This is a genomic window from Arthrobacter globiformis (genome assembly GCF_030818015.1).
Classification (GTDB): Bacteria; Actinomycetota; Actinomycetes; order Actinomycetales; family Micrococcaceae; genus Arthrobacter; species Arthrobacter globiformis_C.
Window position 1 is genome coordinate 490,565 of record NZ_JAUSZX010000001.1, and the last position, 25,798, is coordinate 516,362.

The following is a 25,798-nucleotide window of genomic DNA, read 5'->3' on the forward strand; positions in this document are numbered from 1 at the left end:
TGCCTAGCCGCGGCGGTACGTGGGCCTGAGAGATTCCTGGGGAGGATTTGCTCCTACGGCGCCTGCCCGGAGTATGACTGGGAGGACTCTCCCGCCACGGTTCGAAAGGCTATGAAGATGTGGGTGATTCGGCTCACAAGTTACCGGACATTTCCGTCCAGGCCAAATCGGAACCATGCGTGGGTGTTTCGCACGTTCCTTTCCGCAGGCCGTCAAGGCAGCTAAGCCGGCCGCCGTTTGACATTTCTTCGTGACCGAGACCACACTGAACCGGTGACCAGCGGGTCAGGGCCGGGAAGACGGCCGCCGCCGGCGCGCATGAATTTTTTCTCGATAATAATTGAAAATGCTTACGATCTGCGGCGGGAGAGCCCTGCCGGTACGTTCAGCAGGCGCCGTAGGAGCAAACCCTCCCCAGGAAACTCTCAGGCCCACGTACCGCCGCGGCGAGGCAACTCTGGAAAGCAGGCAGGCCCGTCCTGTCTCACCGACGGTGCAAGCGGAGAACCATGTCCGCGGAATCTCTCAGGTCCCATACAGAGCGGGGAGGAACCGAATCAGTGTGGCCATTCAAAGCCACTTGAACGATGGAGTTCCTTATGACGATTCATCCTCCTGCCTCCACGGCCGGCGAGGCTCCCCGCCTGGAGCGGCAGCTGAGCAACCGGCACATCCAGCTAATCGCCATCGGCGGTGCCATTGGCACGGGCCTGTTCATGGGCTCCGGCAAAACCATTTCCGCGGCCGGGCCCTCCGTGATCTTCGTTTACATGATCATCGGCTTCATGCTCTTTTTCGTCATGCGGGCCATGGGCGAGCTGCTGCTGAGCAACCTAAACTATAAGTCCTTCAGCGATTTCGCCGCTGACCTGCTGGGCCCGTGGGCGGGGTTCTTCACCGGATGGACCTACTGGTTCTGCTGGGTGATTACCGGAATCGCGGACGTCATCGCCATCGCCGGCTATTCGAAGGAACTCTGGCCGGGACTGCCCCTCTGGATCCCGGGCCTGGCCACCGTCGCCATCCTGCTGCTGCTGAACCTCACCACAGTCAAGGCATTCGGTGAAACCGAATTCTGGTTTGCCCTCATCAAAATCATCGCCATCGCCGCGCTGATCATCGTGGGCCTGTTCATGATCTTCACCGGTTTCCAGTCCGACGCCGGCCCTGCCACCTTTACGAACCTGTGGAGCCATGGCGGCTTCTTCCCCAATGAGTTCATGGGTTTCGTGGCCGGTTTCCAGATCGCCGTGTTCGCCTTTGTGGGCATTGAACTGGTGGGTACCACGGCTGCGGAGGCGAAGAACCCGGAGAAGAACCTTCCCAAGGCCATCAACTCCATCCCGGTGCGCGTGCTGCTCTTCTACGTGGGCGCCCTCATCATCCTGATGTCCGTCACGCCGTGGACCCAGTTCGCAGCCGGTCACAGCCCGTTCATTGCGATGTTCTCGCTGGCCGGGCTCGGTGCCGCCGCCACGGTGGTCAACCTCGTGGTGCTGACCTCGGCCATGTCCTCGGCCAACTCCGGGATCTACTCCACCTCGCGCATGGTCTATGGCCTGGCCCAGGAAGGCGACGCGCCGGCCGCCTTCGGCAGCCTGTCCCGGCGCAAGGTCCCCAACAACGCCCTGTTCCTGTCCTGCGTGCTGCTGCTCTCCGGCGTGGTGCTCATGTACGCCGGCCAGGACGTCGGCAAGGCGTTCGACATGGTCACCACGGTATCCGCTGTCTGCTTCGTCTTCGTCTGGTCGATCATCCTCGCCAGCTACATCGCGTTCCGACGCCGTCGCCCGCACCTGCACACTGCCTCCAGGTTCAAGATGCCCGGCGGCGTTCCCATGGTGTGGGTGGTTTTCGCGTTCTTCGCCTTTGTGCTGTGGACCCTTACCACCCAGCCCGACACCCTGACCGCGCTGCTGATCACACCCGTCTGGTTCGTCCTCCTCGGTGCGGCCTGGCTGGTTCTGCGCCGCCGGCCCGCGCACCTGGCCCGCTATGCAGCGTTCCAGGATGAACTGCAGGCTGAGGAGAGCGCCGCCCGCGAGCATGCGAGCCGGCGTCTCGAGGAGAAGGAAAGCGTCAAGGGATGATCAGGACAGACGAAAAGATGCCGTTTGTTGCCCAGAAGGCGGACCCGACGGCGGCGGGCGAGGCCGCGGCGGGTCAGGCCCCCGGAACCGGCCGGGAGTTTGTGCTGACCTTCCATTGCCCGGATTCCCTGGGAATCGTCCAGGCGGTCGCGGATTTCCTGCTCAGGCAGGAGTGCTACATCGTTGACCTCAAGCAGTTCGGCGACCGGACCGCGGGGCACTTCTTCATGAGGGTCCACTTCGCGTCGACGGGTGACAACGCCGCCGTCGAACAGCTCCGGGACAGTTTCGCGCCGCTGGCAGGGCAATGGAGCATGGACTGGCGCCTCGAGCGCCATGACCGCAAGCAGCGGATCCTGGTGATGGTGTCCAGGTATGATCACTGCCTCAACGACCTGCTGGTCCGCGCCCGCAACGGCGAACTGCCGATCGAGATAGCGGCGGTAGTGTCCAACCACTCGGACCTCGAAGGGCTTGCGGCCTGGCACGGGGTCCCGTTCCACCACATCCCCGTGACGCCGGAGCGCAAGGCCGAAGCGGAGGCCGGGCTCCTGGAATTGGTGGACGCGTATGAGGTTGAACTGGTGGTCCTGGCCCGCTACATGCAAGTTCTCAGCGACTCCGCCACAGCCCGGCTCGCCGGCAAGGCCATCAACATCCACCATTCCTTCCTGCCCAGCTTCAAGGGCGCAAAACCGTACCACCAGGCGCATGAGCGCGGAGTGAAGACGGTCGGCGCCACGGCCCATTACGTAAACTCAGAGCTTGATGAGGGGCCGATCATTGCGCAGCAGGTGATTGAGGTCGACCACACGTACACTCCCGTGGATCTGGTGTCCGTGGGCAAGGATGCGGAGTGCAAGGCCCTGACAAACGCCGTGCGCTGGCACGCCGAAGGAAGAATCATCCTGTCAGGGAACCGGACGGTCATCCTCCGCTGACAAGCCCACCGGTGCGGGGCTGTCAGCAGCCAGCCCCGCATCGAAGACCTATCCGCGCCGCGCACCCGTGGCCGACCAGACCTGGAGTTGCTCATGACGAACCAATTGCCTTTGCGCCTGGAGATCATCCCCACGGACGGCATCATTCCCAAAGTCCACGCCCAAGTTCCCGGCGGATCAACGCTGACCGTGACGTGCCTGCCGCACCATGGGGTTGAGGCCACCGTGCGTGCCTCGGTTCAGCTTGGGCAGCTTGGCTACACGGTGATTCCCCATCTTGCCGCACGAAGCATCGACAGCCGCGCGCAGCTGGCGGGGATGCTCCGGGACTGTGAGGCTGTGGGGATCACGGAGGTTTTCGCGATCGGGGGCGACGCTGCGGAGGCTGCCGGTCCCTACGGCAACAGCAGCCGGCTCATGGAGGACATTGCCGACCTGACCGGCGGGACCATGGCCATCGGCGTCGCCGGTTACCCGGAAGGCCATCCGAAGCACAATGAACTGAAGATGCTCGACGCGCTGCTGGAGAAACAGCATCTGGCCTCGAACGTGGTGACGCAGATGTGCTTTTCGGCGCCCAGGATTGGCTGGTACGCCGAACTGCTGCGCCGCGAAGGTGTGGACCTTCCCATCTGGGCGGGCGTGGCCGGGGCCGTCCCGCGCGCCAAGCTGATCTCGCTGGCCACCAAGATCGGGGTAGGGCCCTCGCTGAAGTTCCTGAACCGCAAGGGCCCGCTCGCCCGCAGGCTCCTGAACGCCGGCAGCTATTCATCCCGGTCCCTGGTTGCCGAACTGGCCGCCACGGAGCCCGCACTTGCGGGCATCCACCTTTACACGTTCAACAACGTCGAAACCCAGCCGGCCATGCACTGGAGCGGCGGGGAAGGCGCAAAGGCTTCCTGAACCGGGAGCATTCACCCACACGCGACGCGGACAACCAACGCAGAAGGCGTCCGGCCACACGGCCGGGCGCCTTCTTGCGTTTAAAGTTGGGTGGACATCTTGCATTGTGAGCTGTAACCCATAATATGGGAACAGTGAATGTGTCGTCCCTCACGACCGCCCCTGCTCCCAAGCCTTCAGTGCGGAAGGCCCAACGATCGGATTTCCCAACATGCAAGACATCGCTGTCCTGATCAACACAGCCGTCGCGGTTCTCGCCGCCGTGCTGCTGATTGTCCGTTTCAGAGTCAACCCGGTCATCGCCCTGGTGGTCAGCTCCGTGTACCTCGGCCTCGCCGTCGGCCTCGGCGTCGAAAAGACCGTCAAGACCATCACCGCCGGATTCGGCGACATCATGGTGGACGTCGGCCTGCTCATCGCCTTCGGCGTCCTCATGGGATCCATCCTCAACCAGAGCGGAGCCATCCGGCGCCTCGTGGAGCACCTGCTGAACACGTTCGGGCCCAAGCGCCTGCCCTACACCATGGGCCTGGCCATCGGAACGGTGCTGCAATCCATTTTCCTGGACGTTCTGCTCGTCATCTCGGCCCCGCTGGCCCGCAAGCTGGCACCTAAAATCGGCAAACTCGGCACGGCACGCATGGCCACCGCCATGGCCATCGCCCTCGAATGCGGCATCGTCTTCACGGTTCCCGGCGTCGCATCCCTTGCCCTGGCAGGCCTCCTGAACGTGCCGCTCGGCAAGATGCTGCTGTTTGGCCTGCTGCTGGTCATCCCCACGATCATCATCGCCATCGCCATCATGACGTTCCTCTTCCGCCGCGGCTTCTGGAACGAAGCCAAGGATGAGGACCATACCTTCGTCGCCGAAGAGGACCGGGAGGGTGAAGAGGAGGAGTACGACGGCGGTGCTGGCCGCCCTGTTGCCGCCGGCAACCCCGCCGGCGGGCCGGGAACCAACGGAACCGCTCCCCAGGCTGCCGGGCGTGTCGCCGTGGCCGAACGCGAACCCAAGCAGTTCCCGCTGATCGTCCTGTTTGCGCCGCTGCTGACCTCGCTGCTCCTCATCGGCGCAGGGGCCATCCTGCAGATCCTGAAGATCGACCTGCCCTGGCTGCAGCTCCTGGGCGAACCCGTCATCGCCCTGCTGATCGGCCTGATCGGCACCTGCCTCGTCACCCGCTCCGCCATCGGGCAGAAGCGCGTCGAGGAGGCCATCGCCGTCGGTTTCAAGGAGAGCGGCCAGATCCTGATCCTCACCGGCGTGGGCGGCTCCCTCGCCGCTACCGTCGCCGCAGCAGGCCTCGGCCACATCCTCGGCGGCTTCTTCTCCGCGAGCACCGTCGCCCCGCTCCTCGTGGTCTGGGCCATCGCGGCGGTGCTGCACATCGCGGTCGGGTCCGTGACCCTGTCCGCCATCACCGCCGCAGGCCTGCTCGCTCCCATCGCACCCGTCATCGGCCTGGACCCCGTGCTGCTGGCGCTGTCCGCCGGCGCCGGATCACTGTTCATGGTCCACGTCACCAGCAACACGTTCTGGCTCCTGCAGTCGCTCCTGGGCCAGAGCGTGCGGGGTGCACTGAAATCGGTGACCGTCGGAGTCTCGGTGGCGTCCGTCGTCGCCATCCTGCTGATCCTGCCCATGAGCCTGCTGTTCTAATCGAACCTGAGAACCCCACGCGTTCCCGGCGTACGCCCACGAAAGAAGAAGACACCATGACACCACCGCGCATCGCGCCCCTGGAAGGCATCCGCGTCCTGGAACTCGGAAACTACATCGCCGCACCGACGGCTGGACGGCTCCTCGCCGACTTCGGCGCCGAGGTCATCAAAGTGGAGCGGCCGGGAACCGGCGACGAGCTGCGCAACTGGCGGCTGCACAAGGGGGACACCTCCATGCTCTACCGGACCATCAACCGCAACAAGAAGTCGGTGGTGCTGGACCTGCGGACCGAGGCCGGCAAGCAGGCGGTCCTGAAGCTCGCCGCGAAGTCGGACATCCTGCTGGAAAACTTCCGCCCGGGCACGCTGGAGAAATGGGGCCTCGGCCCGGAGGTCCTCAATGAGGCCAACCGCGAACTCATCATCACGCGCATCTCCGCCTTCGGGCAGACCGGCCCGCTGTCCGAGCGTCCGGGGTTTGCCGCCGTCGCCGAAGCGTACGGCGGGTTCCGTAACCTCGTCGGCGACCCCGACCGTCCGCCCGTCCGCGTGGGCGTTTCGATCGGGGACTCGATCGCCGGACTCTACGCCGCGTTTGGGTCCATGATGAGCCTCTACCAGCGCGAAGCGCGGCGCGGGAATGCGGCCGGTGCCGGGCCGCTGAGCCCCGTGCCGCTGACAGAACGCGTGATCGACGTCGCGCTCAACGAGGCCATGTTCTCCATGATGGAATCCCTGATCCCCGACTACCAGGCGTACGGTGTGGACCGGCAGCGCGTGGGCGGCCGGATGGAAGGGATAGCGCCTTCAAATGCCTACATCTGCCGGGACGGCGCCAGCATCGTGGTCGCCGGCAACGGGGACTCCATCTACCAGCGGTACATGCAGACCATCGGCCGCCCCGACCTGGCCGAAGACCCCACGCTGCAGAGCAACGCCGGCCGGTGGGGCCGCCGCGAGGAACTGGACCAGGCCATCGGCGCCTGGACCGCGGAACTGGATGCCGCCGACGCCCTGGCAGCCCTCGACGCAGCCGGCGTCCCGGCCGGGCCCATCTACACGGCGGCGGACATCAGCACCGACAGCCAGTACGCGGCCCGGAACATGGTCCAGAAATTCGACGTCTCCACCGGCGAGGAGATCCTGCCCGGCGTGGGCTTCCCGGGCATTGTTCCGGTCATCGGCGGCGAATCGCTCCCCATCAGGAACCTCGGCCCGGACCTCGGCGAAAACACGGCAGAAATCCTCGCCGGACTCCTCGGCATGGACCCGGCAGAGATCAGTGCGGCATCGGGCCGCGAGGAGGCACTCCAGGCATGAACCAGCACCACAACTCAGCCCCTGACCTCGCCTCGACTCTCGGCGGCGCCATCCTGCGGGATGTCACCCTGCGGGACGGGCTGCAGCTCACAGGGAAAGTCCTGTCCACCGAACGGAAGCTGGAGACGGTCCGGGAATTGCTCCGCCTGGGCGTCCCGGCCATCGAGCTGGGCTCCATGGCCCGCCCGGACCTCGTCCCCACCATGGCCAACACCCTGGAGGTGGTCCAGAACCTCACGCCGGAGGAGTTGGAAAAGTGCTGGATCTGGGTGGCCACCCCCGGCCACGTGGCCAAGGCCGCGGCCGCCGGAGCGCGCAACTTCCAGTACTGCCTCTCGGCGTCGGACTCGCACAACAAGGCGAACATCGGGCGCACCACGGAGGAGAGCCTCGCCGCACTGCCCCAGGCTGTGGAGTACGCGCAGGCGGTCAACGGGCAGATCCAGCTGTGCATCGCCACGTCCTTCACCTGCCCGTTCGAGGGGACCGTGCCCGAGGAGCGGGTCCTGGCGATCGCCAACGACCCCCGTGCGGAGGGAACCACGGACATCGTCCTCTGCGACACGCTGGGCCAGGCGATCCCCGCCCAGGTGGCGGGTCTCATCCATCGCGTCCGGACGGAATCCCCGGCACGCCGGATCGTCTACCACGGCCACGACACCTGGGGCCTGGGCGTGGCCAACACCCTCGCCGCGATCCAGGCAGGGGCCGCCATGGTGGACGGCGCGCTCGGCGGACTTGGCGGGTGCCCCTTCGCCCCGGGCGCCAGCGGCAACACCTCCAGTGAAGACATCCTGTTCGCCACCCGGTCCGGCTGGGTGACTCCGGAAACGTTCGCGGACCTCGTTGTCCTGTCCGAGAAGCTGCTCGCCGAGCTGGGCGAACCCAACCGCTCCAAGGCGGCGCAGGGCGCCAGGTCCAAAGCCCCGGCGTTCCGCTGGGTCATCCCGTCGGACAGCCCCGCTGAAGCACCCGGCGCGACGGGAGGCAAGTAGGAATGGGCAGCAGTTTCCTGGTCACCACCGCGATCCCGGACCCCGGGCTTCGGCTGCTTTCCGACGCCGGCACGGTCACCGTGCTGCCGTCGCCTCCCGACTATGGGACGCTGGCGGCGCTGTGCGCCTCCGGCGAGTACGACGTCGTCCTCACCCAGCTTCGCGACGTCGTCGACGCCCCATTGCTGGCCAGTGCGCAGGTGAAGGGTGTGTCCAACTTCGCGGTCGGCTACAACAACATCGACGTGGACGCCGCCACCCGACACGGCATCCTGGTGGGCAACACCCCCGGGGTGCTGACGGATGCGACGGCGGACATCGCCATGCTGCTCATCCTCGGCACCGCCCGCCGCGTGGTGGAAGCGGACCGGCTGGTCCGCGACGGGAAATTCCACGGCTGGGAACCCGAGCTGCTGCTGGGCCGGGACGTTTCCGGCGCGGTGCTGGGCCTGGCCGGGTTCGGCCGGATCGCCCGTGCCACCGCCCGCCGGGCCTTGGGCTTCGGGATGCAGGTGCTCTTTGCGCCGCGGCCTCCGGGACACCGGCAGGTCAGCGACGAGGAGCTGGGCGAGTTCGCCGGAAAGGTGCGGCAGGTCTCCTGGGATGAGCTGGTGGAACGCAGCGACTTCCTGTCCCTGCACGTCCCGCTCAACGACCAGACCCGGCACCTGGTGGACCGGGCAGTGCTCGAGCGGATGAAACCCGATGCCATCCTGATCAACACCGCTCGCGGGCCGGTGGTGGACGAGGCCGCCCTGGTCGAAGCGCTCCGGGACCGGCTCATCGCCGGTGCCGGGCTCGACGTGTTTGAGGACGAGCCGCGGCTCGCGCCCGGCCTGGCCGAGCTGCCCAACACCGTGCTGCTGCCACACGTGGGCAGCGCCACCGTCCCGGTCCGCGGCGAGATGGCCCGCCTCAGCGCGCTGAACGCCGTCGCAATCGCCGAGGGACGCACCCCGCCACACGCCGTCAACAACCTCACCGGAGCATGACCGTCCTGGTCGCCCCGGACAGCTTCAAGGGGACGTACCAGGCGGCGGAAGTGGCGGCGGCCATCGCCGCCAGCATCCGTGACGCAGGCGGGACGGCCACAGAGCTGCCCGTCGCCGACGGCGGGGAGGGAACGTTCGATGCGCTGTGCAGCAGCCTGCACGCGTCTGCTGTTTCCGTCGTCGCGCAGAACCCCTGGGGTGAGCCGCTCACGGCGACCATCGGGCTGTCAGCGGACGGCACCGCCGTCGTCGAGCTTGCACAGGCCAGCGGCCTGACGGTGCCGAGCAGCCGATGTCACGTCGACCTTCCTGGATGCGCCGCGGATTTTCGGGCCGCAGAAGGGCGCCGACCCTGCCGAGATCGGACTGCTGGAACAGCGGCTCAGGCAACTGGCGGATTCGTATCCCCGGAACCCTTGGAACATCCCGGTGATGGCCATCGTGGGGTCAGTCGCGGAGGACCGCGGCGCCTATGCCCAAAACTTCAGCGAAGTACTCGTGGCCCCGGATGCCGACGCGATGTACGCGGCGGGCAAGTCCGTGGCCGGGTACTCGGCGGCGCGGCTGTAGCGCTTCGGTTGGCCTGGTTCCCGGCGGGGGTTTCCGGCGGGGCGCTACGCCTCGCCGGGGAACCGGCCGCCGATCAGCCGTGTCATATGTTCGGCTGCTGCAAGCAGCGGCTCAACCCACGACTCACAGGTCTCCAGGGGCATGCGCAGGGTCGGTCCACTGATGGTCACCGCGCCCACCAGTCCAGCCGCGGAGTCGAAAACCGGCGCGGAAAGCCCGGAGGCCCCGTCTTCGCGTTCACCCACCGTGATGGCAAAGCCGTCCGTCCGGGTCTGCTTCACCACGCTCTCCAGGTCCTCGGAACTCGTAATGGTGGACTCGGTGATCGGCTCCAGCGGATCCTTGAGGACGGCGTCCATGAGCTCGGGATCCCACGCCAGCAGCACCCGGCCCGCGGAGCCTGCGTAGAGCGGAAGCACCTTGCCAAGATGCATCTCCCGGCGCAGTGCATGCCGGGTCTCCGCCATGGCGACACACACCCGGTAGTGCTGCTCGGCCTTGAAGAAGCAGGCGGTTTCACCGGTGGTGTCCCGCAGGGTCTTGAGCAAGGGGCTGAGAACGTCGATGACTTCCATGCCTCGCGTGGCCGGAGCCGCCCAGTATGCCATCCGCATGCCGATGCGGTAGGCGTCCTCCTCCCGGTCGAGGAAGCCCTGTGACGTGAGGTTCGTGACCAGCCGCTGGACGGTGGAAGTGGGCATCCCGGTGTACTCCCGGATGTCGCTCAGCGAGAGCACCGGCCGCGAGAGCGAGAAGGCATCCAGGATCGACGTGATCTTCCCCAGGACGAGCAGGGGGTTGCTGCTGGATTTCGCTGAAGCATCGGCTGCCGACATAGGACTCACGCTAGACGGTGGCTTCACCACGGTCCAATCTTTGAAGACTTCCTGTCACTGGCGGTCCCGGCGCCAGCTCAAAAATATCCATCGATTGCTCCGTAGGCGCCGTTTTGGAGCGTGAAAAGGGCACCTATGGAGCAACCGACGGGGTTCAGAGGAGCTGCTCACCGACGGTCAGCCGAAGCCGGACCGTGTCTGCGTTGTCCTGCCTGACCGGCGTCGCCAGCCCGAGGTTCTCCCGCAGCGTGGATCCGGCGTACTCCGTCGGGTAGACGCCGCGTTCCTGCAGGGCCGGGACGAGGTGGTTGACGATGTCGTCCAGGCCGGTGGGGATCAGCCACGGCGAGATGTTGAAGCCGTCCACGGCGCCCGTGCGGGCATACTCCGCCAGCCGGTCCGCCACCTCGGTGTAGGAGCCCGTGAAGCTGGAGTCCCCGCGGCTGGTCCGGGCCGAGACGAACTGGCGGATGCTGAGGCCCTTGTCCTTTGCTTCGGCCCGCCACTGATCCGCCAGTTGCTTGGCCTTGGCACCGTGGAAACCGCTGCCGCGGGTCTCGGAGGTCTCCTCCACCACGGGGTCGATGTCCGGCAACGGCCCGTCCGGATCGAAGCCCTGAAGCTCGCGGCCCCAGAACTGTTCGAGGTAGGCGATGGCCTGCTCGGGGCCGATCTGCAGGCTCCGCACCCAGTTCTTCTTCTCGAGCGCTTCCTGCGGGGTGGCGGCCAGGATGAACTCGCTTGCGGGCATGATCTTGACGTCGTTCGCGCCGCGGCCGGCCTTGACCGTGCGCTCGACGATGTCGCGGCGGAAGCTGAGGGCGTCGTCGAGCCTCGGATGGGCGGAGAAGATGACGTCGGCCTGCCGGGCAGCGAAGTCGCGTCCCTCCGGCGAGTCGCCGGCCTGGAACAGCACCGGCCGGTACTGGGCGCTGCGCGGCAGCCGCGGCACGTAGTCCACGGTGTAGTGCTTGCCCCCGTGGTGCACGGGCCTGGCCGAACCGGGCGCGGCCCAGGCGGAGGCGGCCGGCGTTTCGGCGATGGCGCCGTCCTCCCAGGAGTCCCAGATCCGCTTGGCCGTGGTCACGAACGCTTCGGCGTGGACGTACCGGTCGGCGTGGTCCAGGTAACCGCCGCGGCGGAAGTTCGCGCCGGTCCAGGCGTTGTCCGTGGTGACCACGTTCCAGGCAGCACGGCCGCCGGAGAGCAGGTCCAGGCTGGACAGCCGGTGCGCCAAATCGGCGGGGTCGTTGTACGTGGTGTTCTGCGTGGCCACCAGCCCGATGCGGGTGGTCACGGAGGCCAGGGCGGCCAGCATGGTCTGCGCGTCCGGCCGGCCAACGACGTCCAGAGCGTGCGGGCGGCCGAGGTGCTCGCGGAGCCGCAGCCCCTCACCGAGGAAGAACGCGGCGAACAGGCCGCGTTCCGCGGTTTGGGCGATGCGGCGGAAGGATTCGAAGTCCGTCTGCGATCCGGATTCCGGCGACTTCCAGACCGTACCCGAGTTCACGCCCTGGAAGAAGACGCCAAGCTGTAACTGGCCGGAGGGCACGAAGCCGTTGCCGATGTGTGTGTCTGCCATGGGTCTCTCCCTAGTTGTTGGCCGCGGAGGGCACGGATACAGCGGCATACCGGCTGGCCGGCCGCTGCAGGCCCAGCAGGTTCCGGAAAGTGGAACCCGGCTGCTGCGGGGCGAGCACGCCCCGGCGCCGGAGGGCAGGAAGCACCAGCTGGGCCAGCTCCTCCAGGTCCACGTCCAGGACCGCGGGGTGGAGCCGTACGCCGTCGGCAGTCTCCAAAACGGAGCCCAGCAGTTCAGTGAGCGCCGCAGCGGTGCCGACGAAACGGGCGCGGCTGCTCTGCCAGGGAGTGTGCGCATCCAGCTCTGCGAGGCGCCCGGCGGCGCTTTGCCCGCGGGCGTCGAGGACGACGTCGAGCTCGGCGATGACAGCGGCCGCGGGAGCGGCTGCCCGGGCCTCGGCGATCTCGCCGGCCAGCAGCTCGGGCGTGGGCGCGGAGACGAGGACGGCGTCCGCCGCCCCGGCCGACAGCTGGTCCGCGCTCAGCAGGCCGGCCGGTGCCAGAACGGGCAGCTGTCCCTGCAGCGGACGGGGAATGATGGACGGCCCCTTGACGGAGTAGCCGGCGCCGGCAGTGCTCGCGAAGTCAACAGTGCTCGCAAAGTCAACGTAGTGCAGCTTGTCGACGTCGATGTACCGGCCGGTGGCGACGTCGCGGATCACGGCGTCGTCCTCCCAGGAGTCCCAGAGCCGGCGGCTGACCTCGATCGAAGCGGCGGCCTCCCGGCCCAGCCCGTCAGCAGAGACAAAAGAACGTCCGACGGCGGCAGCGTCAACCGCTTGGTCGGAGGCAGCCACCAGCCAGCCGGCGCGGCCGCCAGACACGTAGTCCAGGCTGGCCAGCTGCGTGGAGATGTGGAACGGCTCGGTGTAGACGGTGTCCACCTCGGGGACGAGCACGATGGAGCCCGTGATCGGCCCGGCAAAGGCTGCGCGCTGGAGGGCGTTCAGCCGGCCCGGGATGTCGCGGCCGTCCAGGGAGTCGGCCGCAGGGGGCAGGGCTCCGTCCGCGAACGTGGCCACGTGGAACCCGGCCGATTCGGCGGCCAGCACCGTGGCGCGGACGCGGGTTCCGTCCAGCAGTTCAGCGGGAGTGTGCCGGGCCTTGCGCCAGGCTGCGGGGTGCCCGCCGTCGCCGTCCAGTTCGAGCGCGAGGAAGCCCCGCCGGGCAGCGGAAGGAGTGGAGGAGTTGGCTGCGGTGCTCACTTTCCGGCCTGCCTTTCGTGGGGGTTCTGTTCGCCCGCTTCGATGGCCACCGTCAGGCGGTTTTCGGCTGGCGGCAGCGGGCAGGTGGCGAGTTCGGTGTAGGCGCACGGCAGGTTCACGGCGCGGTTGAAGTCCAGGGTCACGCGGCCGTCGGCGTCCGGTGCGGCCACCGTGAGCGAGCGGTTCGCCGCGTACGTGGTCTTGCCGGACGTGGCGTCCGTGAACAGCACGGACAGGGTGCCCGGCGTGTGGCCGTTGAAGGCCGTGAGGGTGAGGTCCTGGCCGTCCAGTTCGAACCGGATCTCGCCGGGTGCTTCGTACACGTGCACGATGCCCTCCACGGCGGCCCCCACAGTGGTGGGCCGGGGCAACTCGAACGGTACGTACACGCCCTCGACGGCGAAGCGCGGGTCCGGCGCGTAGGCCGGCGTGCCGCGGTACTCGTTGAGCAGGGCGTTCTCCGGGTGCCGGGGCCGGACGATGTATTCCCCGCCGCGCTTGGCGAGTTCGACGACGGCGGGACCCGCCGTGAGGTTGATGCCCTCACGCTCGGCGATCGGATTGAAGACGACGGTGGTACTTCCGTCCTTGGCTGCGCTGCCGTTCAGCTCCCGCCCATTCAATTCCTTGCCGTCCCGCAGCAGGCTTTCGCTGGCCTCCAAAACCACCGTGACGGCGTCGTTCTTCACGCTCCAGACGCCCGGAACGCCCTCGAGCCGGGAAGGTTCCGCACTCAGCCAGTGCAGGTGGGTGACGGCGAGGAAGCCGTGGGGATCAGCGCGGCGGCGCTCATGCGCAGCGTGCCACTGCTCCCATTCGGCGGCGAAGACTGCTGTGGGGGAATCCGATTCAGTGTGCGTAGACGTGGGCATGGTCGCTCCTGTGGTTGTCGTGGTCGGTGGTGACGGCGGAGGCGGCGTCCGGTTCGGTGGCTCCCGCGAAGCCGGGGCGGCCGCCAAAGGGATCCGTTGACTCCCAGAGGGTGGTGGGGGCTGACCTGCGCACGGCCGGGATCACCTCGAGCGCGAACCGCTCCAGGATGTCCAACTGCTGCTCGAAGGGCAGGGTGGTGGGCAGCGAGATGGACTGCAGGTCGTGCCCGTAGAGCTCGTGGTAGCTAAGGATCTTGTCGATCACCTGTTCCGGGCTGCCGACGAGTGCCGGCCCCTCCGCCACCGCGTGGTCGATGTCCCGGAACGGCGAGTTGTTCCCGGGAACGTTGCGTGCAGCCGTGAGTCCCTCGTACACCGGGCCGTACTGGCGCTTGGCCTCCTGCGTGGTGTCGGCAATGAACACTCCGCCGGCCCCGCTGCCCGAGCCCAGGTAGCGGTGCCGCGGATCGTGGCCGTGCCGCTCGTACTCCGCCACGTAGTGGTCGATGAGCACCTTGTAGTTTTCCCGCGGCTGGATGGCGTTCGCGGTGAACAGCGGGTCGCCCCAGCGCGCGGCCAGAGCCGCCGACGTTAGCGTTGTAGCAGAGCCGTGCCAAATCCGCGGGGAACCGGCATAGGGGCGGGGCGTGGTGGTGGTTTTATCGGTGAGCGTCGGACGGAAGCGGCCGGACCACGTCACGTCTTCCTCGCGCCAGAGCCGGCGCAGCAGGGCGTACTTCTCCTCCAGCAGGTCCCACTGGGCCGCGAGGTCCAGGCCGAAGAGCGGGTACTGCAGCACCTCGTTGCCCTTGCCGATCACCAGTTCCAGCCGGCCGCGGCTGAGCTGGTCGATCGCGGCGTAGTCCTCAGCCACCCGCACGGGGTCCAGGACGGACAGGACGGTGACGCCGCTCTGCAGCCGAATCCGGGAGGTGACGGCCGCGATGGCGGCGAGCACCGTGGTGGGGGAGGACGAGATGAACTCCCCGGCATGCCGCTCGCCCACCGAGAAGCTGTCGTAGCCGAGCTCCTCGGCGCGGCGCGCTGTCTGCACCACCTGGTTCAGCCGGTCGGCGGTGGAGACGATTTCCCCGGTGACCGGATTCTTCAGGTGCGGAATGATGTCCAGGACCTGGAACTTCATTTCGCGGCCCCCGTCTGTGTTGTCCCCGTCTGCGCTGCCCCAGTCTGGGTGGAAGCGAAGTTTGCCTCGGTCACGGTCTTGGATTCCGGCAGGGCTTCCTCGGACAGTCCCCAGCGGTCCAGCACCTTGGCGTAGGAGCCGTCCTTGATGGCGGAGTTCAGTGCCTCGGTGATCACCGGTGCCAGGCCGTTGCCCTTGAGCGTGGTGGCGGCCACCAGGGTCTCCGACGGCCAGCCGGCGTTGACCTTGCCGACGATCTTGAGGTCGTCGCGGGTGTTTTCCCGGTAGACCGTCGAGGGGTAGGGCGCGATGTTCAGGTCGGTCCGTCCGGAAGACAGCGCAAGGATGGTGTCGGCGTCGGACGAGTAGTACTGAAGGGTTGCAGGCTCCTTGCCCTTGGCCTCGAGCTCCTTGTTCCAGGCCAGCAGGATCTTCTCCTGGTTGGTGCCCGAGCCCACGGAAACCTTCAGGCCGGAGATGTCGTCGGCGCCCCGGATGTTGTAGGACGCGGACTTCTTCGCCTCGAAGCCCATGTACGCGGCCCGGTAGCTGGCGAAGTCGAACAGCTTCACCCGGTCCTTGTTGATGCCCACGTTGGAGAACACCGCCTCGAAGTCGCCGGACTGGGTTTTCAGGGGCCAGTTCTCCCAGGACGTGACCTGGATATCGAGCTCCAGGCCCAGCTTGTCCGCCACCAGCTGGGCGATGTCCAGCTCGGAGCCGATGGGAGTCTTGTCGTCCGTGGCGTGGAAGGACAGCGGGATGGAGCCAGCGGTGGTGGCCACCGTGAGCTTGCCGTCCTTGCCGATCAGCGCCGGCACCTTGGCGGCCAGCCCGGCGTCCTTTTCGGCGCGGATCCGCTGCTGGTCCGGTGATGTGTTGTAGACGACGCCGTTGCGGGCCGCCGTCGTCGCCGCACCTGATGCGGCGCCGGTGGGACCGCCGGAGGCGGCGGCGCCGGGATCGGAGCAGGCGGACAGGGCCGCGGTGCCCAGCAGGGTACCGACAAGAACGACGGCGGGCAGCGCGCCGTTGCGGCGCTGTCTGGAGAGGAGTGCCATAAGAGTTCCTTAGATGTTGAAGGCGGGCTCGATCACCTTGGAGAAGAAACTCCTGGTGCGTTCTTCCTGCGGGTTCGTGAAAATGTCTTGGGGTTTGCCTTGTTCGACTATCTGGCCCTGGTCCATGAACACCACGGTGTCCGCCACGTCGCGGGCAAAGCCCATCTCGTGCGTGACGATGATCAGGGTGGTGCCGGACTTGGCCAGCTCGCGGATCACGTCCAGCACCTCGTTGACCAGTTCCGGGTCAAGGGCAGAGGTGGGCTCGTCGAAGAGCAGGATCTTCGGGTCCAGTGCCAGGGCTCGGGCGATGGCGACGCGCTGCTGCTGGCCGCCCGAGAGCTGGCGGGGGTACGCATCGGCACGCTCCCGCAGGCCCACACGGTCCAGGAGTTCCAGGCCGCGCTCGCGGGCCTCGGCCTGAGACCGTCCCTGCGCGACGACGGGGGCCTCGGTCACGTTCTCCAGCGCCGTGAGGTGCGGGAACAGGTTGAAGTTCTGGAACACCATGCCGATTTCGGTGCGCTGCTTCAGGATGTCCCTCTCGGGCAGCTCGTGCAGCTTGTTCCCTTTGACCCGGTAGCCCACCAGCTGGCCGTCGATGGCGATGAACCCGGCATCCACCTTTTCCAGGTGGTTGATGGTCCGCAGCAGGGTGGACTTCCCGGAACCCGAAGGGCCGACGATGACGGCCACGCCGCCGGGCTCCACCGTCAGGGAAATGCCCTTCAGGACTTCGGTGGGGCCAAAGGACTTCCGGACCTTGGTGATTTCGACAAGTCCGCGCGTGGGGGCGAGGGCCTCAAGTGTTGTGCTCATCGGAATCATTTCCTTCCGGTGGTGTTGACCGGGGCGTGGGCGGCGAAGAACTTCCGGGCCTTCTGCAGCGGTGTGAGGGGCAGGGTGCGCACCGCACCCTTGGAGTAGTGGCGTTCGATGTAGTACTGGAACACGCTGAGCACGGAGGTGATCACCACGTACCAGAGCGTGGCCACGAGCAGCAGCGGCAGGACCTGCTGGGTGCGGTTGTAAATGACCTGCACGGTGTAGAAGAGCTCCGAGTAGGCCAGGACGTAGACGATCGAGGTGCCCTTGACCAGTCCGATGATCTCGTTGAAGGCCGTGGGCAGGATGGCGCGCATGGCCTGGGGCAGCACAATCCGGGTGGACCTGCGCCAAGCGGGAATCCCCAGGGCGGCTGCTGCCTCGAGCTGGCCCTGGTCCACGGACAGGATGCCGCCGCGGATGATCTCGGCCGAGTAGGCGGCCTGGTTCAGCGTCAGGCCTAGCACGGCGGCCGCGAACTGGCTGATCAGGGTGGTGGTCTGCGCCTCGAAGAACCGGATGTCCGTGAACGGGATGCCCAGGCTGATCTTCTCGTAGAGGTAGCCCAGGTTGTACCAGAGGAGCATCTGGACCAGCAGTGGTGTGGACCGGAAGATCCACGAGAATGTCCAGGACACGGAGACCAGCAGCGGCGATGCGGACAGCCGCATCAGGGCGAGGATGAAGCCCAGAATGAAGCCGAGCGCCCCGGAGATGGCCGTGAGCTTGAGGGTTTCCACCAGGCCGTTCACCACGGACTTGGCGGTGAACCACTGGGCCACCACGCCCCATTCCCAGCGCGGGTTGGTTGCCAGGGACCATGCGACGGCAGCCACCCCGAGTGCCACCAGCACGGTGCCCACCCAGCGCCACGGGCGGCGGGCAGGAACCAGCCGGTAGTCGGCGTAGTCGACGGCGGCACGCAGCTCGGCGGGGCGGGCCGGCTCCGCCGAAGACGGTGTCCCGCTGGCGGCCGGCGCGTCAGTGGGGGACGGTGCCTCAGGTGGGGACTGGGACGTCCTGGTTGCTGCTGAACTCATGCGCCATCTCGCTTCTTCCGGCTGGTTATTCGGGGTAGTTGGCTGCAAATCTAGGTGCGCCCGGAAGGTCCGGCAAAGCCGTCTGTTGCATTCGTTCACGCGGCTTAGCGGGGCGTCATGAGACGAATTCTTGCCCTGATTTACGCGCCGTTACGCGGGGTGAACGGCCGTGACAGGGCCTTCGACCGGCGGTTTGTCCAGACCCTAGATTGAGGGCTCCGAGCCGTTTCTAATCAGGAGTTCCGATGCCAGCGCAGCACCCATCCGTGGTCTTCATCGGCGGTGGTCCGCGCACGGCCGGCATCCTCGAGCGGCTCGCGGCCAACAGGCCCGGGCTGGCGGAGGGTCCGCTGCAGATCCACATCGTGGAACCGTACGAGCCCGGATCCGGCAGGATCTGGCGCTACGACCAGCACCCCGGCCTGATGCTGAATTCCGCCGCGCAGGACGTCACCATGTTCACCGACTCCTCAGTGGTCTGCGAGGGCCCGGCCATCGACGGGCCGGGACTGGCCGCGTGGGCTGCCGGCATCCTGGACGGTTCCATCAACGACGCGCCGGCCCTGCCCCCGCACCTGCAGGAACAGCTGCGGCAGCTGACGGGCGGCACCTTTCCCACCCGCCAGCTTCAGAGCAAGTACCTCGAGTGGTTCTTCCGCCGCGCCGTCCTCGCCCTGGGCAGCGACGTCCGCGTCACCGTCCACCGCGACACCGCGGTCAGCGTCGAACCACAGGGCGCCGACGACGACAGGTACAGCGTTGGGCTGGCCGGCGGCGGCACTTTGCACGCCGACGTCGTGATTACCGCCGTGGGGCACACAGACGCGGAGCCCGATGCCCGCTCCGCTGCCTGGTCCGCGTTTGCGGCCCGGAACGGCGGGTTCCATGCGGCACCCAGCTACACCACCGACGTCGACTATTCACCCGTCGCGCCCGGCCAGGACGTCATCGTCTCCGGCATGGGCCTGGCGTTTGTGGACCTGCTGGTGCTGCTCACCGAAGGCCGCGGTGGCCGTTTTGAAGAGGCGGCCGACGGCGGGCTGCGCTACCTTCCGTCCGGAGCCGAGCCCAGGCTCTGGGCAGGTTCGCGCCGTGGGGTGCCGTTCCACTCCAAGATCTCCGTGGCCCTGCGCGGCGAATCGGCGGCGGCGCCTCGGTTCTTCACCGCTGCCGCCGTGGACGCGCTCCTGGCGGAACACGCCGAACTGGATTTCCGCTCTCACCTCTGGCCCCTGATCGCCAAGGACGCCGGCTACGGCTACTACCGCGAACTGTTCACCGGCAGCCCGGAGCGCGTGGCGCTGGGCTGGGACGAGTTTGCCGGGCGGTTTGCTGCCCTCGACTGGTACAGCAGCGCCCGCCACGAGCTCGTCGCAGCGGCCGTGCCGGATTCTGAGCTGCACCTGGACCTCGAACGGCTGGACAAGCCGTTCGGCGGGCGGCTTTTCACCAGCCACGATGACGTCCAGGCGGCGGTGGCCGCCTACATCGAGCATGACCTCGAACTGCGGACGGGACCCGACCACCCGGAAACGCTGGCACTGTTCATGGCCCTGCTGAAGGTGTACATGGAGCTGGGCAGGCTCGTCCCGCCCGAACGGCTGAACGCGCGCTCGCAGGAGGACGTGCACGGCTGGTGGCACGGGTTCTTCAGCTTCGTGGATTCCGGCCCGCCGCCCCACCGCCTGCGCGAGATGCTGGCCCTCCACCGCGCCGGACTGCTGCACTTCCTGGGACCGGGACTTGCGGTCGCCGCCGATGACGCCACCGGCGAGTTCGTGGCGACGTCCGCGCAGTCACCGGTAAGCGTGCGTGCGAACGCCTTCATCGAGGCGCGGCTGCCCGGTCCCGCCGTGGCCCGCTCCGCGAACCCGCTGCTCCGCTCGCTGCACGGCACCGGCCTGGGCGCGGAGCAGCACCTGCTCACGTCCGACGGCGGCCACTCCACCGGCCGGCTCCTGATCACCTCGGGCCACCGGATTGTGGGCCGCGGCGGCGGCACCCGGAACCGCCTGTTCGGCATCGGCCCCGGGACCTCCGGCTGGGGAGCGGGCGCGTTTGCCCGGCCCGGCACCAACGCGGCGCCCTTCCGGGAGAACGACGCCCTGGCCCGAAAAATACTTGAAGCGTTGTCCGGCGCCGGCCGGCCACGCACAGCTGCCGCCGTCGGAAAGGCCTGAATGATGCACTTGGAAACAACCCAGCAACTGGAAACAACGCAGCAACTGGAAGCAACCCCTGGACACCTCATCCTCCTCGAACTGCCCATGCACGACCCCCGGGTCCGGCCGCTCCTGGACGAGCTGGCTGTCGAGTACGACACCCGCTACGGCGACCTGTTCGGCCGGGGCGCGGCTGCGGAGGAACTGAACAGATACCCGGCCGAGGAATTCGAGGCGCCGTCCGGTGCACTGCTGATCATCCAGGAGAACGGCGAGTCCGTGGCCGGCGGAGCCTACCGCCGGTACGACGCGGCAACCGCCGAGTTCAAGCGGATCTGGACGCACTCTGCCCACCGGCGGCGCGGCCTCGCGCGGCGGGTACTGGCGGAGCTGGAGCGGTTGGCGGTCGAGCGCGGGTACCGCAGCGTCTACCTCACCACGGGTCCGCGCCAGCCGGAGGCCAAGCACCTGTACCTGAACACCGGGTACACGGCGCAGTTCGACCTGGCCGCCGATCCCGAGACCATCGGGCCGCTGGCGTTCACGAAGGGTCTGGCTCTCCTGGAAAACTGACCCGGTTCAGCGGATCGGAGAACCGAGGTTCACCGGGTCCTCATCCGTGAGGTAGGCAAGCTCGGAGTGTGCGGCCAGATCGATGCCGCGGAGTTCGTCATCCTCGTCGATTCGCAGCCCCATGGCCACGTTCACGACCTTCGCGATGACCCATGTCAACCCGAAGGAATAGACCAGCACGGCTACCGTGGCAAGTGTCTGGATACCGAGCTGCCGGAGTCCGCCGCCGTAGAGCAGGCCACTGACTCCATTTGGTGCGCTGTCCGTGGCGAAGATGCCAATCAGGAGCGTGCCGATGATGCCGCCCACGAGGTGCACGCCCACCACGTCCAGGGAATCGTCGAATCCCAGCCGGAACTTCCATTCGATCGCGAGTGAGCAGACCGCGCCGGCGATGGCGCCGATGGCCACGGCCCCGAGCGGGCTGACGGCACCGCAGGCGGGGGTGATGGCGACGAGGGCGGAGACCAGGCCCGAGGCGGCGCCCATACTGGTGGTGGCGCCGTGCCTGATGCGCTCAACCAGTGCCCAGGCGAGCAGGCCGGCAGCGGCCGCCACCGCGGTGTTGAGGAACACCACGGACGCCGCGTGCCCGGCGGCCAGCGAAGATCCGGCGTTGAAGCCGAACCACCCCACCCAGAGCAGGCCGGCGCCCACCAGTACGAGCGGGCGGCTGTGCGGCTTCGAGTGCTCCATCTTGGGCCAGCCCTTGCTCCTGCCCAATACCAGGGCCAGGGCAAGCGCGGCGGCACCGGCGTTCATGTGGACAGCTGTTCCGCCGGCGTAGTCGATGGCCTTGATGCCGTTGGCGATCCAGCCGCCTTTCATGGAGCCGTCCGCCGCGTCGAACGCGAACACCCAGTGCGCGATGGGGAAATAAACCAGGGTTGCCCATACGCCGGCGAACACCATCCAGGCGCCGAACTTCATCCTGCCGGCGGCCGCCCCGGCAACCAGCGCGGTGGTCACGCAGGCGAAGAACAGCTGGAACGCGGCGAACAGGGCCCCGGGCAGGGCGGCACCGGGTTTATCCGCCAGCAAAGGCTCCAAGCCGACGAATTGCGTGACGTCCCCGATCAGGCCCAGGCCGTTCACGGAATTGCCAAAGGCCATCGAGTATCCAAACAGTGCCCACAGCACGGCCACGAGGCTGGCCCCGCCGAAACACATCATCATCATGTTCAGGATCCGGCGGGACCCCACCATGCCCCCGTAGAAGAGGGCCAGGGCGGGAATCATCATGCACACCAGTGCGGAACTTGCGAGGATCCAGGCAACATCTCCAGCGTTCATTTCGGACTCCACTCAAGAAATCGGTGGGTGGCATTTTGCTGAGACCCGGAAGAATGCCGTTGTCCCCACAACATAGAGCGCCGGAATCCGCGGTAGGTTTCGGGCATGTAAATTGCTTGTTACCACTGTTGCCGATCATCACTTTTGCTCGTTAAAACGACGGCGTCGGGCCCCGTCAGGGCCCGCCGCCGTCGCGTCAGTGTTGAGTCGTGTCTGGAGAGAAAGAGCTCCTAATGCGTGCTGCTGTGGGTGGTGTTCCCTGAGGTGTCCACATCGCCGAGCAAGCCGGGCACGGCTCCAGCCACGCCCAGGGAGCCAATGGCGATTGCCCCCACCACGGCCAGCGCGCGGAGGTGGGGAGACAGCGTCGTCCGCTTCTCCGGCGTGACGGTGCGCCTGGCGCGGAGCAGGACGACGGCGATCACCAGGGTGCCCAGCTCGAGGAGACCCGCGGCCACATCAGCCAGGCCCACAGGCTCGGGCACGTTGGAGTTGGGGCCGAACGGCAACCCGGACGTGCGGGACCAGGCCCACAGTGCCAGCGGAACCACGGCGGCGGCGGCGATGGCAACGAGGACGTTCAAACCCGCCCGTCCCAGCAACAGGACCCCGCAGGCTATCTCCGCCATCGCCAGGGTAAGGAAGAAGGCGCTGGCAACGACCCAGTGGTTGATGTGGTCCGGTATGAGTGCGAGGTGGATGGCGGCGCAGCCGAACAGTGCCACCGCCGCCAGCGTCTGCCTGAGGTCCCTGGCGCCCGTCCGGGCGCCGGCCCCCACCCGGTGTGGGGTGCGCTCCGGCGTCGCCTGCTGCTGCCGGCTGACGTCCAGCCGCCCGCCCCGGATGGCCACAGTCCACCCGGTCACCACGAGGTTGGTGACCAGGAGCAGGCCGACGCCATAGCCCAAGGCTGCCAGCTGGAGGCCCAGCGAGGACTGGTCCAGCTGCTCCACCGACTGGGCGGAGGACGCATGGTGCAGGATGCTCATCAGATCGTGCTGCAGGGCGTAGTCCCAGGCTTGGCTGGCGGCCAGCGTGAGAGTCCCGGCCAGGGTGCCGGCCCCGGCTATCAACAGCGCGGTCGTGAAGAAAGCCTTCCTGCCCGCCAGTACCGGCCCAAAACACCGCAGCGCCAGCGTCACGGCCGCAATGACGGCCAGGACAAACGCCGGGAGCAGCACCGTTGATTCCCGAAGCCAGCTTAGAAACGGCTCCTGGGTGCGTTCGATGGCCCCGACGGCGCCCCTGAGCGACACCATCCAGAAGCCGTCGGCGTAGGCCATCATCGCCGCCAGCGGGATGACCGTGAGCCACGGGACCGCGGGGCGGGCCGGCGCCTGGGCGCCGGTCCCGCTGCTGTTCCCGCCGACCATGCCGGCCGGTACCGCTGTCATGGCGTGATTTCCCAGCCGAACATCATAGCGTGGTCCTCATGCGCCAGGTTGTGGCAGTGGGCCACGTACGGTCCGACGAAGTCCCGGAACCCGCGGTAGATGATCACCGACTCGCCCGGATCCAGGGCCACCAGGTCCTCACGTGACACATCGTCGGGATGACCCTTGTCGCCGCCACGGGTGACGTCCCTGCCGTTGCGCATGACGGTCCGGTGCTCCTCCATGTGGAGGTGGAAGGGATGGACCCAGCCGCCGCCGCCGTTGCGGATTTCCCAAAGGTTGTAGCTGCCTTTCTTCTGCTGGGCGAGCGGCGAGCGGCCAGCACGGTTCTTGAGGCTGGTGGCAACGGTATTCGGGGTGAAGGGCTTGCCGTTGATGAGCCACTCGGTTTCGCCGCCTCCGGATCCGCGCTCCACTTCGAAGATCAACCGGTTGTCCAGCATGCTCTGCCAGTTGCTCGGCAGCGGCGGAAGGTCGCGCATCTTCACGGGGATCTCGCTGTCGTCCGGAGCGTCTTCGCCGATCACGAACTTGAGCACCGGGACTTTGTAAGCGGGGTCGGGCGCGAACCGGGAGGAGTTGGTCCACATCCGGCCGTTGGGCATCTTCATCACGTTGGTGAGGTAGATGACGTCACCCTTGGTGGTGGGCGTTCCGTCCTGGTACCGCGTGAAGTCGACCACTACCTCGCGTCGCTTGGCCGGCCACAGCTCAAAGGAGTCGCGTTTGATCGGGAACGGCAACAGGCCGCCGTCGGACGCGATCTGGGTGAACTGCATGCACTGCTGCGCGTCCGGGATGCGGTACTGCCCCTCGAGCTCGTCGCCCTTGTAACCAAGCGAGACGGAGGTCTTGGGACCCTTCGTGGAGCTCATCAGCTTGAACTCGTAGATCCGTGCGATGGAGGCGTCCAGGAACCGGAAGCGGTACTTGCGCCGCTTCACCTCCATGACCGGGTAGGCGGTGCCGTTCACGGTGAAGATGTCGCCCACGAACCCATGGTTGGGGAAGTGCTTGTAGAAGGTCTTGCCCCACCACTCGGGATGCTTTGCCGGGTTCTTGGCGGCCGGGAACTCCTTCTGCACGTCGTGGATGTCCTTGTGCATGGTGACGCCGTCGTCGAGCCGGCAGTCGTAGAAGGCCAGCGGGACGTCGTAGTCGACGTCGAAGGACCCGTCCGGGTTGTCCCTGCGGACACCCGGCAGCCGCAGGCCCTGGCGCTCGTCGCCCATGTCCATGCCGTTCTTCGGGTCGTAGATCGGATAGAGGCCCACCATGCCCTTGTAGACATTGGAGCCGGTGTGGTCCATCCGGTGGTCATGGAACCAGAAGAAGCTCTGCTTCTCCCGGTCGTCGCCGCCGGCGGGCCAGTTCAGGTACAGGTTGTCGCAGAACGTCTTCGGCATGTAGCCCTCATACTTGGGCCCGCTCACCATGGTGTAGTGCGGGTTGCCGTCGCTCTCCGGTGCCGTGTGGCCGTTGTGCAGGTGGGTCAGGAAGGACCAGTCCGGCGAGCCGAAGTCCTGCCGGTCCAGGTTCAGCGGGTTCTCGTCCAGGTGGTTCTCAAACCGCACCAGCGCCGGCTTGCCGTACTCGGCGTTGATCATCGGGCCGGGGAAGGTTCCGTTGAAGCCGTAGATGGTGCTCAGCGGCAGCGTGCGCTTGGTCCCGGCCGGGTACGTCTTACGCTTGTCATCGAAGGAAATCGTGGGGCGGCCGTTCGCATCGATAGGCAGCACCTGCGACGTGGTGAACGCGTGCTGCCGCAGCAGGATGTCGATCTTGTAGACAAGCGGGTCGGGACCGCCAGGAGTTGGTGACCAGATCTGGTGCCGCTCATTCTTGAAGGAACTCTGCTGGCCATCCCCCGGGCCGGGCGGGTCGCTCCACTCGGTGTAGCCCTTAGCAAAGCCGTCGCCGAAGGCCGGGGTGGGGGCCAGGGCTTTGGGAATGGGCAGCTGGTCCTTGAACGGCGTCAGGATCAGCGGGCTGGTTGGGAACGCCTCGATGTAGAACAACAGGTCCCCGAGGGCGGTGGACGAAGCGGCGAATGCGCCGTCGGGCGAAAGGAGTCCCTTCTGCGCGAGCAGCGGGCCCGCCCAGCCCTGGGCGGCGACGAGGGCCGCGCCGGCGCCTCCGGCCGCACTGAGCCGCAAGAGATTGCGGCGGGACACTTCGTTAGTGGTTGCGGTTTCTTCTGACATGGGTATGCGCCTCCTTCGGGGCAAAACGAATGGCCTGGTGGCCCCGGTATTCGAGCCTTCTCAGGGTCTTTCCCCGGCGGTTTCTGCACCGGGAAATCCTGGCCTTTGCGGAAGCCGGCTGCGCTTGTCGTTGCC

Annotated in this window: 21 protein-coding genes, 1 pseudogene and 2 riboswitches; of the genes and pseudogenes, 11 read left to right on the forward strand and 11 right to left on the reverse strand. The window is 67.1% G+C overall.

From position 1 onward, the window contains the following. Window positions 1-3: 3 nt before the first annotated feature. A riboswitch (glycine riboswitch) is annotated at window positions 4-104 on the reverse strand. A 249-nt stretch (window positions 105-353) separates the two neighbouring features. Beyond that, window positions 354-451, forward strand: a riboswitch (glycine riboswitch). A 148-nt stretch (window positions 452-599) separates the two neighbouring features. The 9 genes and pseudogenes from cycA (at window position 600) to QFZ23_RS02345 (ending at window position 9,473) form a co-directional block, all read left to right on the forward strand. Then, a complete protein-coding gene (gene cycA / locus QFZ23_RS02305; RefSeq protein ID WP_306920331.1) occupies window positions 600-2,090 on the forward strand; it encodes a D-serine/D-alanine/glycine transporter in 1,491 nt (496 codons plus the stop codon). After that, window positions 2,087-3,031 carry a formyltetrahydrofolate deformylase gene (gene purU, locus QFZ23_RS02310; RefSeq protein ID WP_373427840.1) on the forward strand — a complete coding sequence of 315 codons (945 nt, stop codon included), beginning with the start codon at window positions 2,087-2,089 and terminating at the stop codon, window positions 3,029-3,031. Before cycA ends, purU begins: the two co-directional genes overlap by 4 nt. 93 nt (window positions 3,032-3,124) lie before the next feature. Further along, complete coding sequence (locus QFZ23_RS02315; RefSeq protein ID WP_306920332.1) at window positions 3,125-3,934, forward strand: methylenetetrahydrofolate reductase; 810 nt, start codon at window positions 3,125-3,127, stop codon at window positions 3,932-3,934. A 211-nt stretch (window positions 3,935-4,145) separates the two neighbouring features. After that, window positions 4,146-5,594 carry a GntP family permease gene (locus QFZ23_RS02320; RefSeq protein WP_306920333.1) on the forward strand — a complete coding sequence of 483 codons (1,449 nt, stop codon included), beginning with the start codon at window positions 4,146-4,148 and terminating at the stop codon, window positions 5,592-5,594. A 56-nt stretch (window positions 5,595-5,650) separates the two neighbouring features. Then, on the forward strand, window positions 5,651-6,916 hold the full coding sequence (locus QFZ23_RS02325; RefSeq protein WP_306920334.1) for a CaiB/BaiF CoA transferase family protein: 1,266 nt from the start codon (window positions 5,651-5,653) through the stop codon (window positions 6,914-6,916). After that, on the forward strand, window positions 6,913-7,911 hold the full coding sequence (locus QFZ23_RS02330; RefSeq protein WP_306920335.1) for a hydroxymethylglutaryl-CoA lyase: 999 nt from the start codon (window positions 6,913-6,915) through the stop codon (window positions 7,909-7,911). Before QFZ23_RS02325 ends, QFZ23_RS02330 begins: the two co-directional genes overlap by 4 nt. Window positions 7,912-7,913: 2 nt before the next feature. Continuing rightward, window positions 7,914-8,903, forward strand: coding sequence for a 2-hydroxyacid dehydrogenase (locus tag QFZ23_RS02335; RefSeq protein ID WP_306920336.1), 990 nt, complete (start codon window positions 7,914-7,916; stop codon window positions 8,901-8,903). Further along, a pseudogene (locus QFZ23_RS02340) lies at window positions 8,900-9,124 on the forward strand (glycerate kinase); the annotation flags it as partial. The gene QFZ23_RS02335 and the pseudogene QFZ23_RS02340, both read left to right, overlap by 4 nt. A gap of 211 nt (window positions 9,125-9,335) precedes the next feature. Further along, window positions 9,336-9,473 (forward strand): hypothetical protein, encoded by a 138-nt coding sequence (locus tag QFZ23_RS02345; protein WP_306920337.1) that lies wholly within the window; start codon window positions 9,336-9,338, stop codon window positions 9,471-9,473. A 44-nt stretch (window positions 9,474-9,517) separates the two neighbouring features. On the opposite strand, the gene QFZ23_RS02350 is transcribed toward QFZ23_RS02345, so the two are convergent. From QFZ23_RS02350 to QFZ23_RS02385, 8 genes are all read right to left on the reverse strand, one after another. Continuing rightward, entirely contained in the window at window positions 9,518-10,309 is a 792-nt protein-coding gene (locus QFZ23_RS02350) for an IclR family transcriptional regulator (protein ID WP_306920338.1), read from the reverse strand. Window positions 10,310-10,463: 154 nt separating this feature from the next. After that, entirely contained in the window at window positions 10,464-11,891 is a 1,428-nt protein-coding gene (locus QFZ23_RS02355) for an NtaA/DmoA family FMN-dependent monooxygenase (RefSeq protein WP_306920339.1), read from the reverse strand. A gap of 10 nt (window positions 11,892-11,901) precedes the next feature. Then, the gene (locus QFZ23_RS02360; protein WP_306920340.1) at window positions 11,902-13,095 is read right to left on the reverse strand and encodes an LLM class flavin-dependent oxidoreductase; all 1,194 of its coding nucleotides are present in this window, start codon (window positions 13,093-13,095) and stop codon (window positions 11,902-11,904) included. Then, a complete protein-coding gene (locus tag QFZ23_RS02365; protein ID WP_306920341.1) occupies window positions 13,092-13,967 on the reverse strand; it encodes a DUF1684 domain-containing protein in 876 nt (291 codons plus the stop codon). Before QFZ23_RS02365 ends, QFZ23_RS02360 begins: the two co-directional genes overlap by 4 nt. Next, window positions 13,945-15,111, reverse strand: coding sequence for an LLM class flavin-dependent oxidoreductase (locus QFZ23_RS02370; protein ID WP_306920342.1), 1,167 nt, complete (start codon window positions 15,109-15,111; stop codon window positions 13,945-13,947). Before QFZ23_RS02370 ends, QFZ23_RS02365 begins: the two co-directional genes overlap by 23 nt. After that, window positions 15,108-16,172 carry an ABC transporter substrate-binding protein gene (locus QFZ23_RS02375; RefSeq protein ID WP_306920343.1) on the reverse strand — a complete coding sequence of 355 codons (1,065 nt, stop codon included), beginning with the start codon at window positions 16,170-16,172 and terminating at the stop codon, window positions 15,108-15,110. Before QFZ23_RS02375 ends, QFZ23_RS02370 begins: the two co-directional genes overlap by 4 nt. 9 nt (window positions 16,173-16,181) lie before the next feature. Next, the gene (locus tag QFZ23_RS02380) at window positions 16,182-16,991 is read right to left on the reverse strand and encodes an amino acid ABC transporter ATP-binding protein (protein WP_306920344.1); all 810 of its coding nucleotides are present in this window, start codon (window positions 16,989-16,991) and stop codon (window positions 16,182-16,184) included. 5 nt (window positions 16,992-16,996) lie between these two features. Beyond that, window positions 16,997-18,037, reverse strand: coding sequence for an amino acid ABC transporter permease (locus QFZ23_RS02385; protein ID WP_306920345.1), 1,041 nt, complete (start codon window positions 18,035-18,037; stop codon window positions 16,997-16,999). Window positions 18,038-18,282: 245 nt separating this feature from the next. On the opposite strand from QFZ23_RS02385, the gene QFZ23_RS02390 reads away from it, so the two are divergent. Both QFZ23_RS02390 and QFZ23_RS02395 read left to right on the forward strand, forming a co-directional pair. Then, window positions 18,283-20,217 carry an FAD/NAD(P)-binding protein gene (locus tag QFZ23_RS02390; RefSeq protein WP_306920346.1) on the forward strand — a complete coding sequence of 645 codons (1,935 nt, stop codon included), beginning with the start codon at window positions 18,283-18,285 and terminating at the stop codon, window positions 20,215-20,217. 87 nt (window positions 20,218-20,304) lie between these two features. Further along, window positions 20,305-20,772 (forward strand): GNAT family N-acetyltransferase, encoded by a 468-nt coding sequence (locus tag QFZ23_RS02395; protein ID WP_306926621.1) that lies wholly within the window; start codon window positions 20,305-20,307, stop codon window positions 20,770-20,772. A gap of 6 nt (window positions 20,773-20,778) precedes the next feature. Here the strand turns inward: QFZ23_RS02395 and QFZ23_RS02400 are convergent, their stop codons facing one another. From QFZ23_RS02400 to QFZ23_RS02410, 3 genes are all read right to left on the reverse strand, one after another. After that, on the reverse strand, window positions 20,779-22,065 hold the full coding sequence (locus tag QFZ23_RS02400) for an ammonium transporter (protein ID WP_306920347.1): 1,287 nt from the start codon (window positions 22,063-22,065) through the stop codon (window positions 20,779-20,781). Window positions 22,066-22,295: 230 nt separating this feature from the next. Continuing rightward, window positions 22,296-23,459, reverse strand: coding sequence for a hypothetical protein (locus QFZ23_RS02405; RefSeq protein ID WP_306920348.1), 1,164 nt, complete (start codon window positions 23,457-23,459; stop codon window positions 22,296-22,298). Then, window positions 23,456-25,663, reverse strand: a complete 2,208-nt coding sequence (locus QFZ23_RS02410) for a multicopper oxidase family protein (RefSeq protein WP_306920349.1) — start codon at window positions 25,661-25,663, stop codon at window positions 23,456-23,458. Before QFZ23_RS02410 ends, QFZ23_RS02405 begins: the two co-directional genes overlap by 4 nt. Window positions 25,664-25,798 lie beyond the last annotated feature (135 nt).

What these genes read in the sequence shown, in the direction of transcription:
- QFZ23_RS02330 (WP_306920335.1), top strand. Translation starts at nt 6,913, where the DNA reads ATGAACCAGCACCACAACTCAGCCCCTGACCTCGCCTCGACTCTCGGC.
- QFZ23_RS02350 (WP_306920338.1), bottom strand. Translation starts at nt 10,309, where the DNA reads ATGTCGGCAGCCGATGCTTCAGCGAAATCCAGCAGCAACCCCCTGCTC.
- QFZ23_RS02325 (WP_306920334.1), top strand. Translation starts at nt 5,651, where the DNA reads ATGACACCACCGCGCATCGCGCCCCTGGAAGGCATCCGCGTCCTGGAA.
- QFZ23_RS02315 (WP_306920332.1), top strand. Translation starts at nt 3,125, where the DNA reads ATGACGAACCAATTGCCTTTGCGCCTGGAGATCATCCCCACGGACGGC.
- QFZ23_RS02385 (WP_306920345.1), bottom strand. Translation starts at nt 18,037, where the DNA reads ATGAGTTCAGCAGCAACCAGGACGTCCCAGTCCCCACCTGAGGCACCG.
- purU (WP_373427840.1), top strand. Translation starts at nt 2,087, where the DNA reads ATGATCAGGACAGACGAAAAGATGCCGTTTGTTGCCCAGAAGGCGGAC.
- QFZ23_RS02390 (WP_306920346.1), top strand. Translation starts at nt 18,283, where the DNA reads ATGCCAGCGCAGCACCCATCCGTGGTCTTCATCGGCGGTGGTCCGCGC.
- QFZ23_RS02395 (WP_306926621.1), top strand. Translation starts at nt 20,305, where the DNA reads ATGCACGACCCCCGGGTCCGGCCGCTCCTGGACGAGCTGGCTGTCGAG.
- QFZ23_RS02380 (WP_306920344.1), bottom strand. Translation starts at nt 16,991, where the DNA reads ATGAGCACAACACTTGAGGCCCTCGCCCCCACGCGCGGACTTGTCGAA.
- QFZ23_RS02335 (WP_306920336.1), top strand. Translation starts at nt 7,914, where the DNA reads ATGGGCAGCAGTTTCCTGGTCACCACCGCGATCCCGGACCCCGGGCTT.
- QFZ23_RS02410 (WP_306920349.1), bottom strand. Translation starts at nt 25,663, where the DNA reads ATGTCAGAAGAAACCGCAACCACTAACGAAGTGTCCCGCCGCAATCTC.
- QFZ23_RS02400 (WP_306920347.1), bottom strand. Translation starts at nt 22,065, where the DNA reads ATGAACGCTGGAGATGTTGCCTGGATCCTCGCAAGTTCCGCACTGGTG.
- QFZ23_RS02320 (WP_306920333.1), top strand. Translation starts at nt 4,146, where the DNA reads ATGCAAGACATCGCTGTCCTGATCAACACAGCCGTCGCGGTTCTCGCC.
- QFZ23_RS02370 (WP_306920342.1), bottom strand. Translation starts at nt 15,111, where the DNA reads ATGAAGTTCCAGGTCCTGGACATCATTCCGCACCTGAAGAATCCGGTC.
- QFZ23_RS02355 (WP_306920339.1), bottom strand. Translation starts at nt 11,891, where the DNA reads ATGGCAGACACACACATCGGCAACGGCTTCGTGCCCTCCGGCCAGTTA.
- QFZ23_RS02375 (WP_306920343.1), bottom strand. Translation starts at nt 16,172, where the DNA reads ATGGCACTCCTCTCCAGACAGCGCCGCAACGGCGCGCTGCCCGCCGTC.
- QFZ23_RS02345 (WP_306920337.1), top strand. Translation starts at nt 9,336, where the DNA reads ATGGCCATCGTGGGGTCAGTCGCGGAGGACCGCGGCGCCTATGCCCAA.
- QFZ23_RS02365 (WP_306920341.1), bottom strand. Translation starts at nt 13,967, where the DNA reads ATGCCCACGTCTACGCACACTGAATCGGATTCCCCCACAGCAGTCTTC.
- QFZ23_RS02405 (WP_306920348.1), bottom strand. Translation starts at nt 23,459, where the DNA reads ATGACAGCGGTACCGGCCGGCATGGTCGGCGGGAACAGCAGCGGGACC.
- cycA (WP_306920331.1), top strand. Translation starts at nt 600, where the DNA reads ATGACGATTCATCCTCCTGCCTCCACGGCCGGCGAGGCTCCCCGCCTG.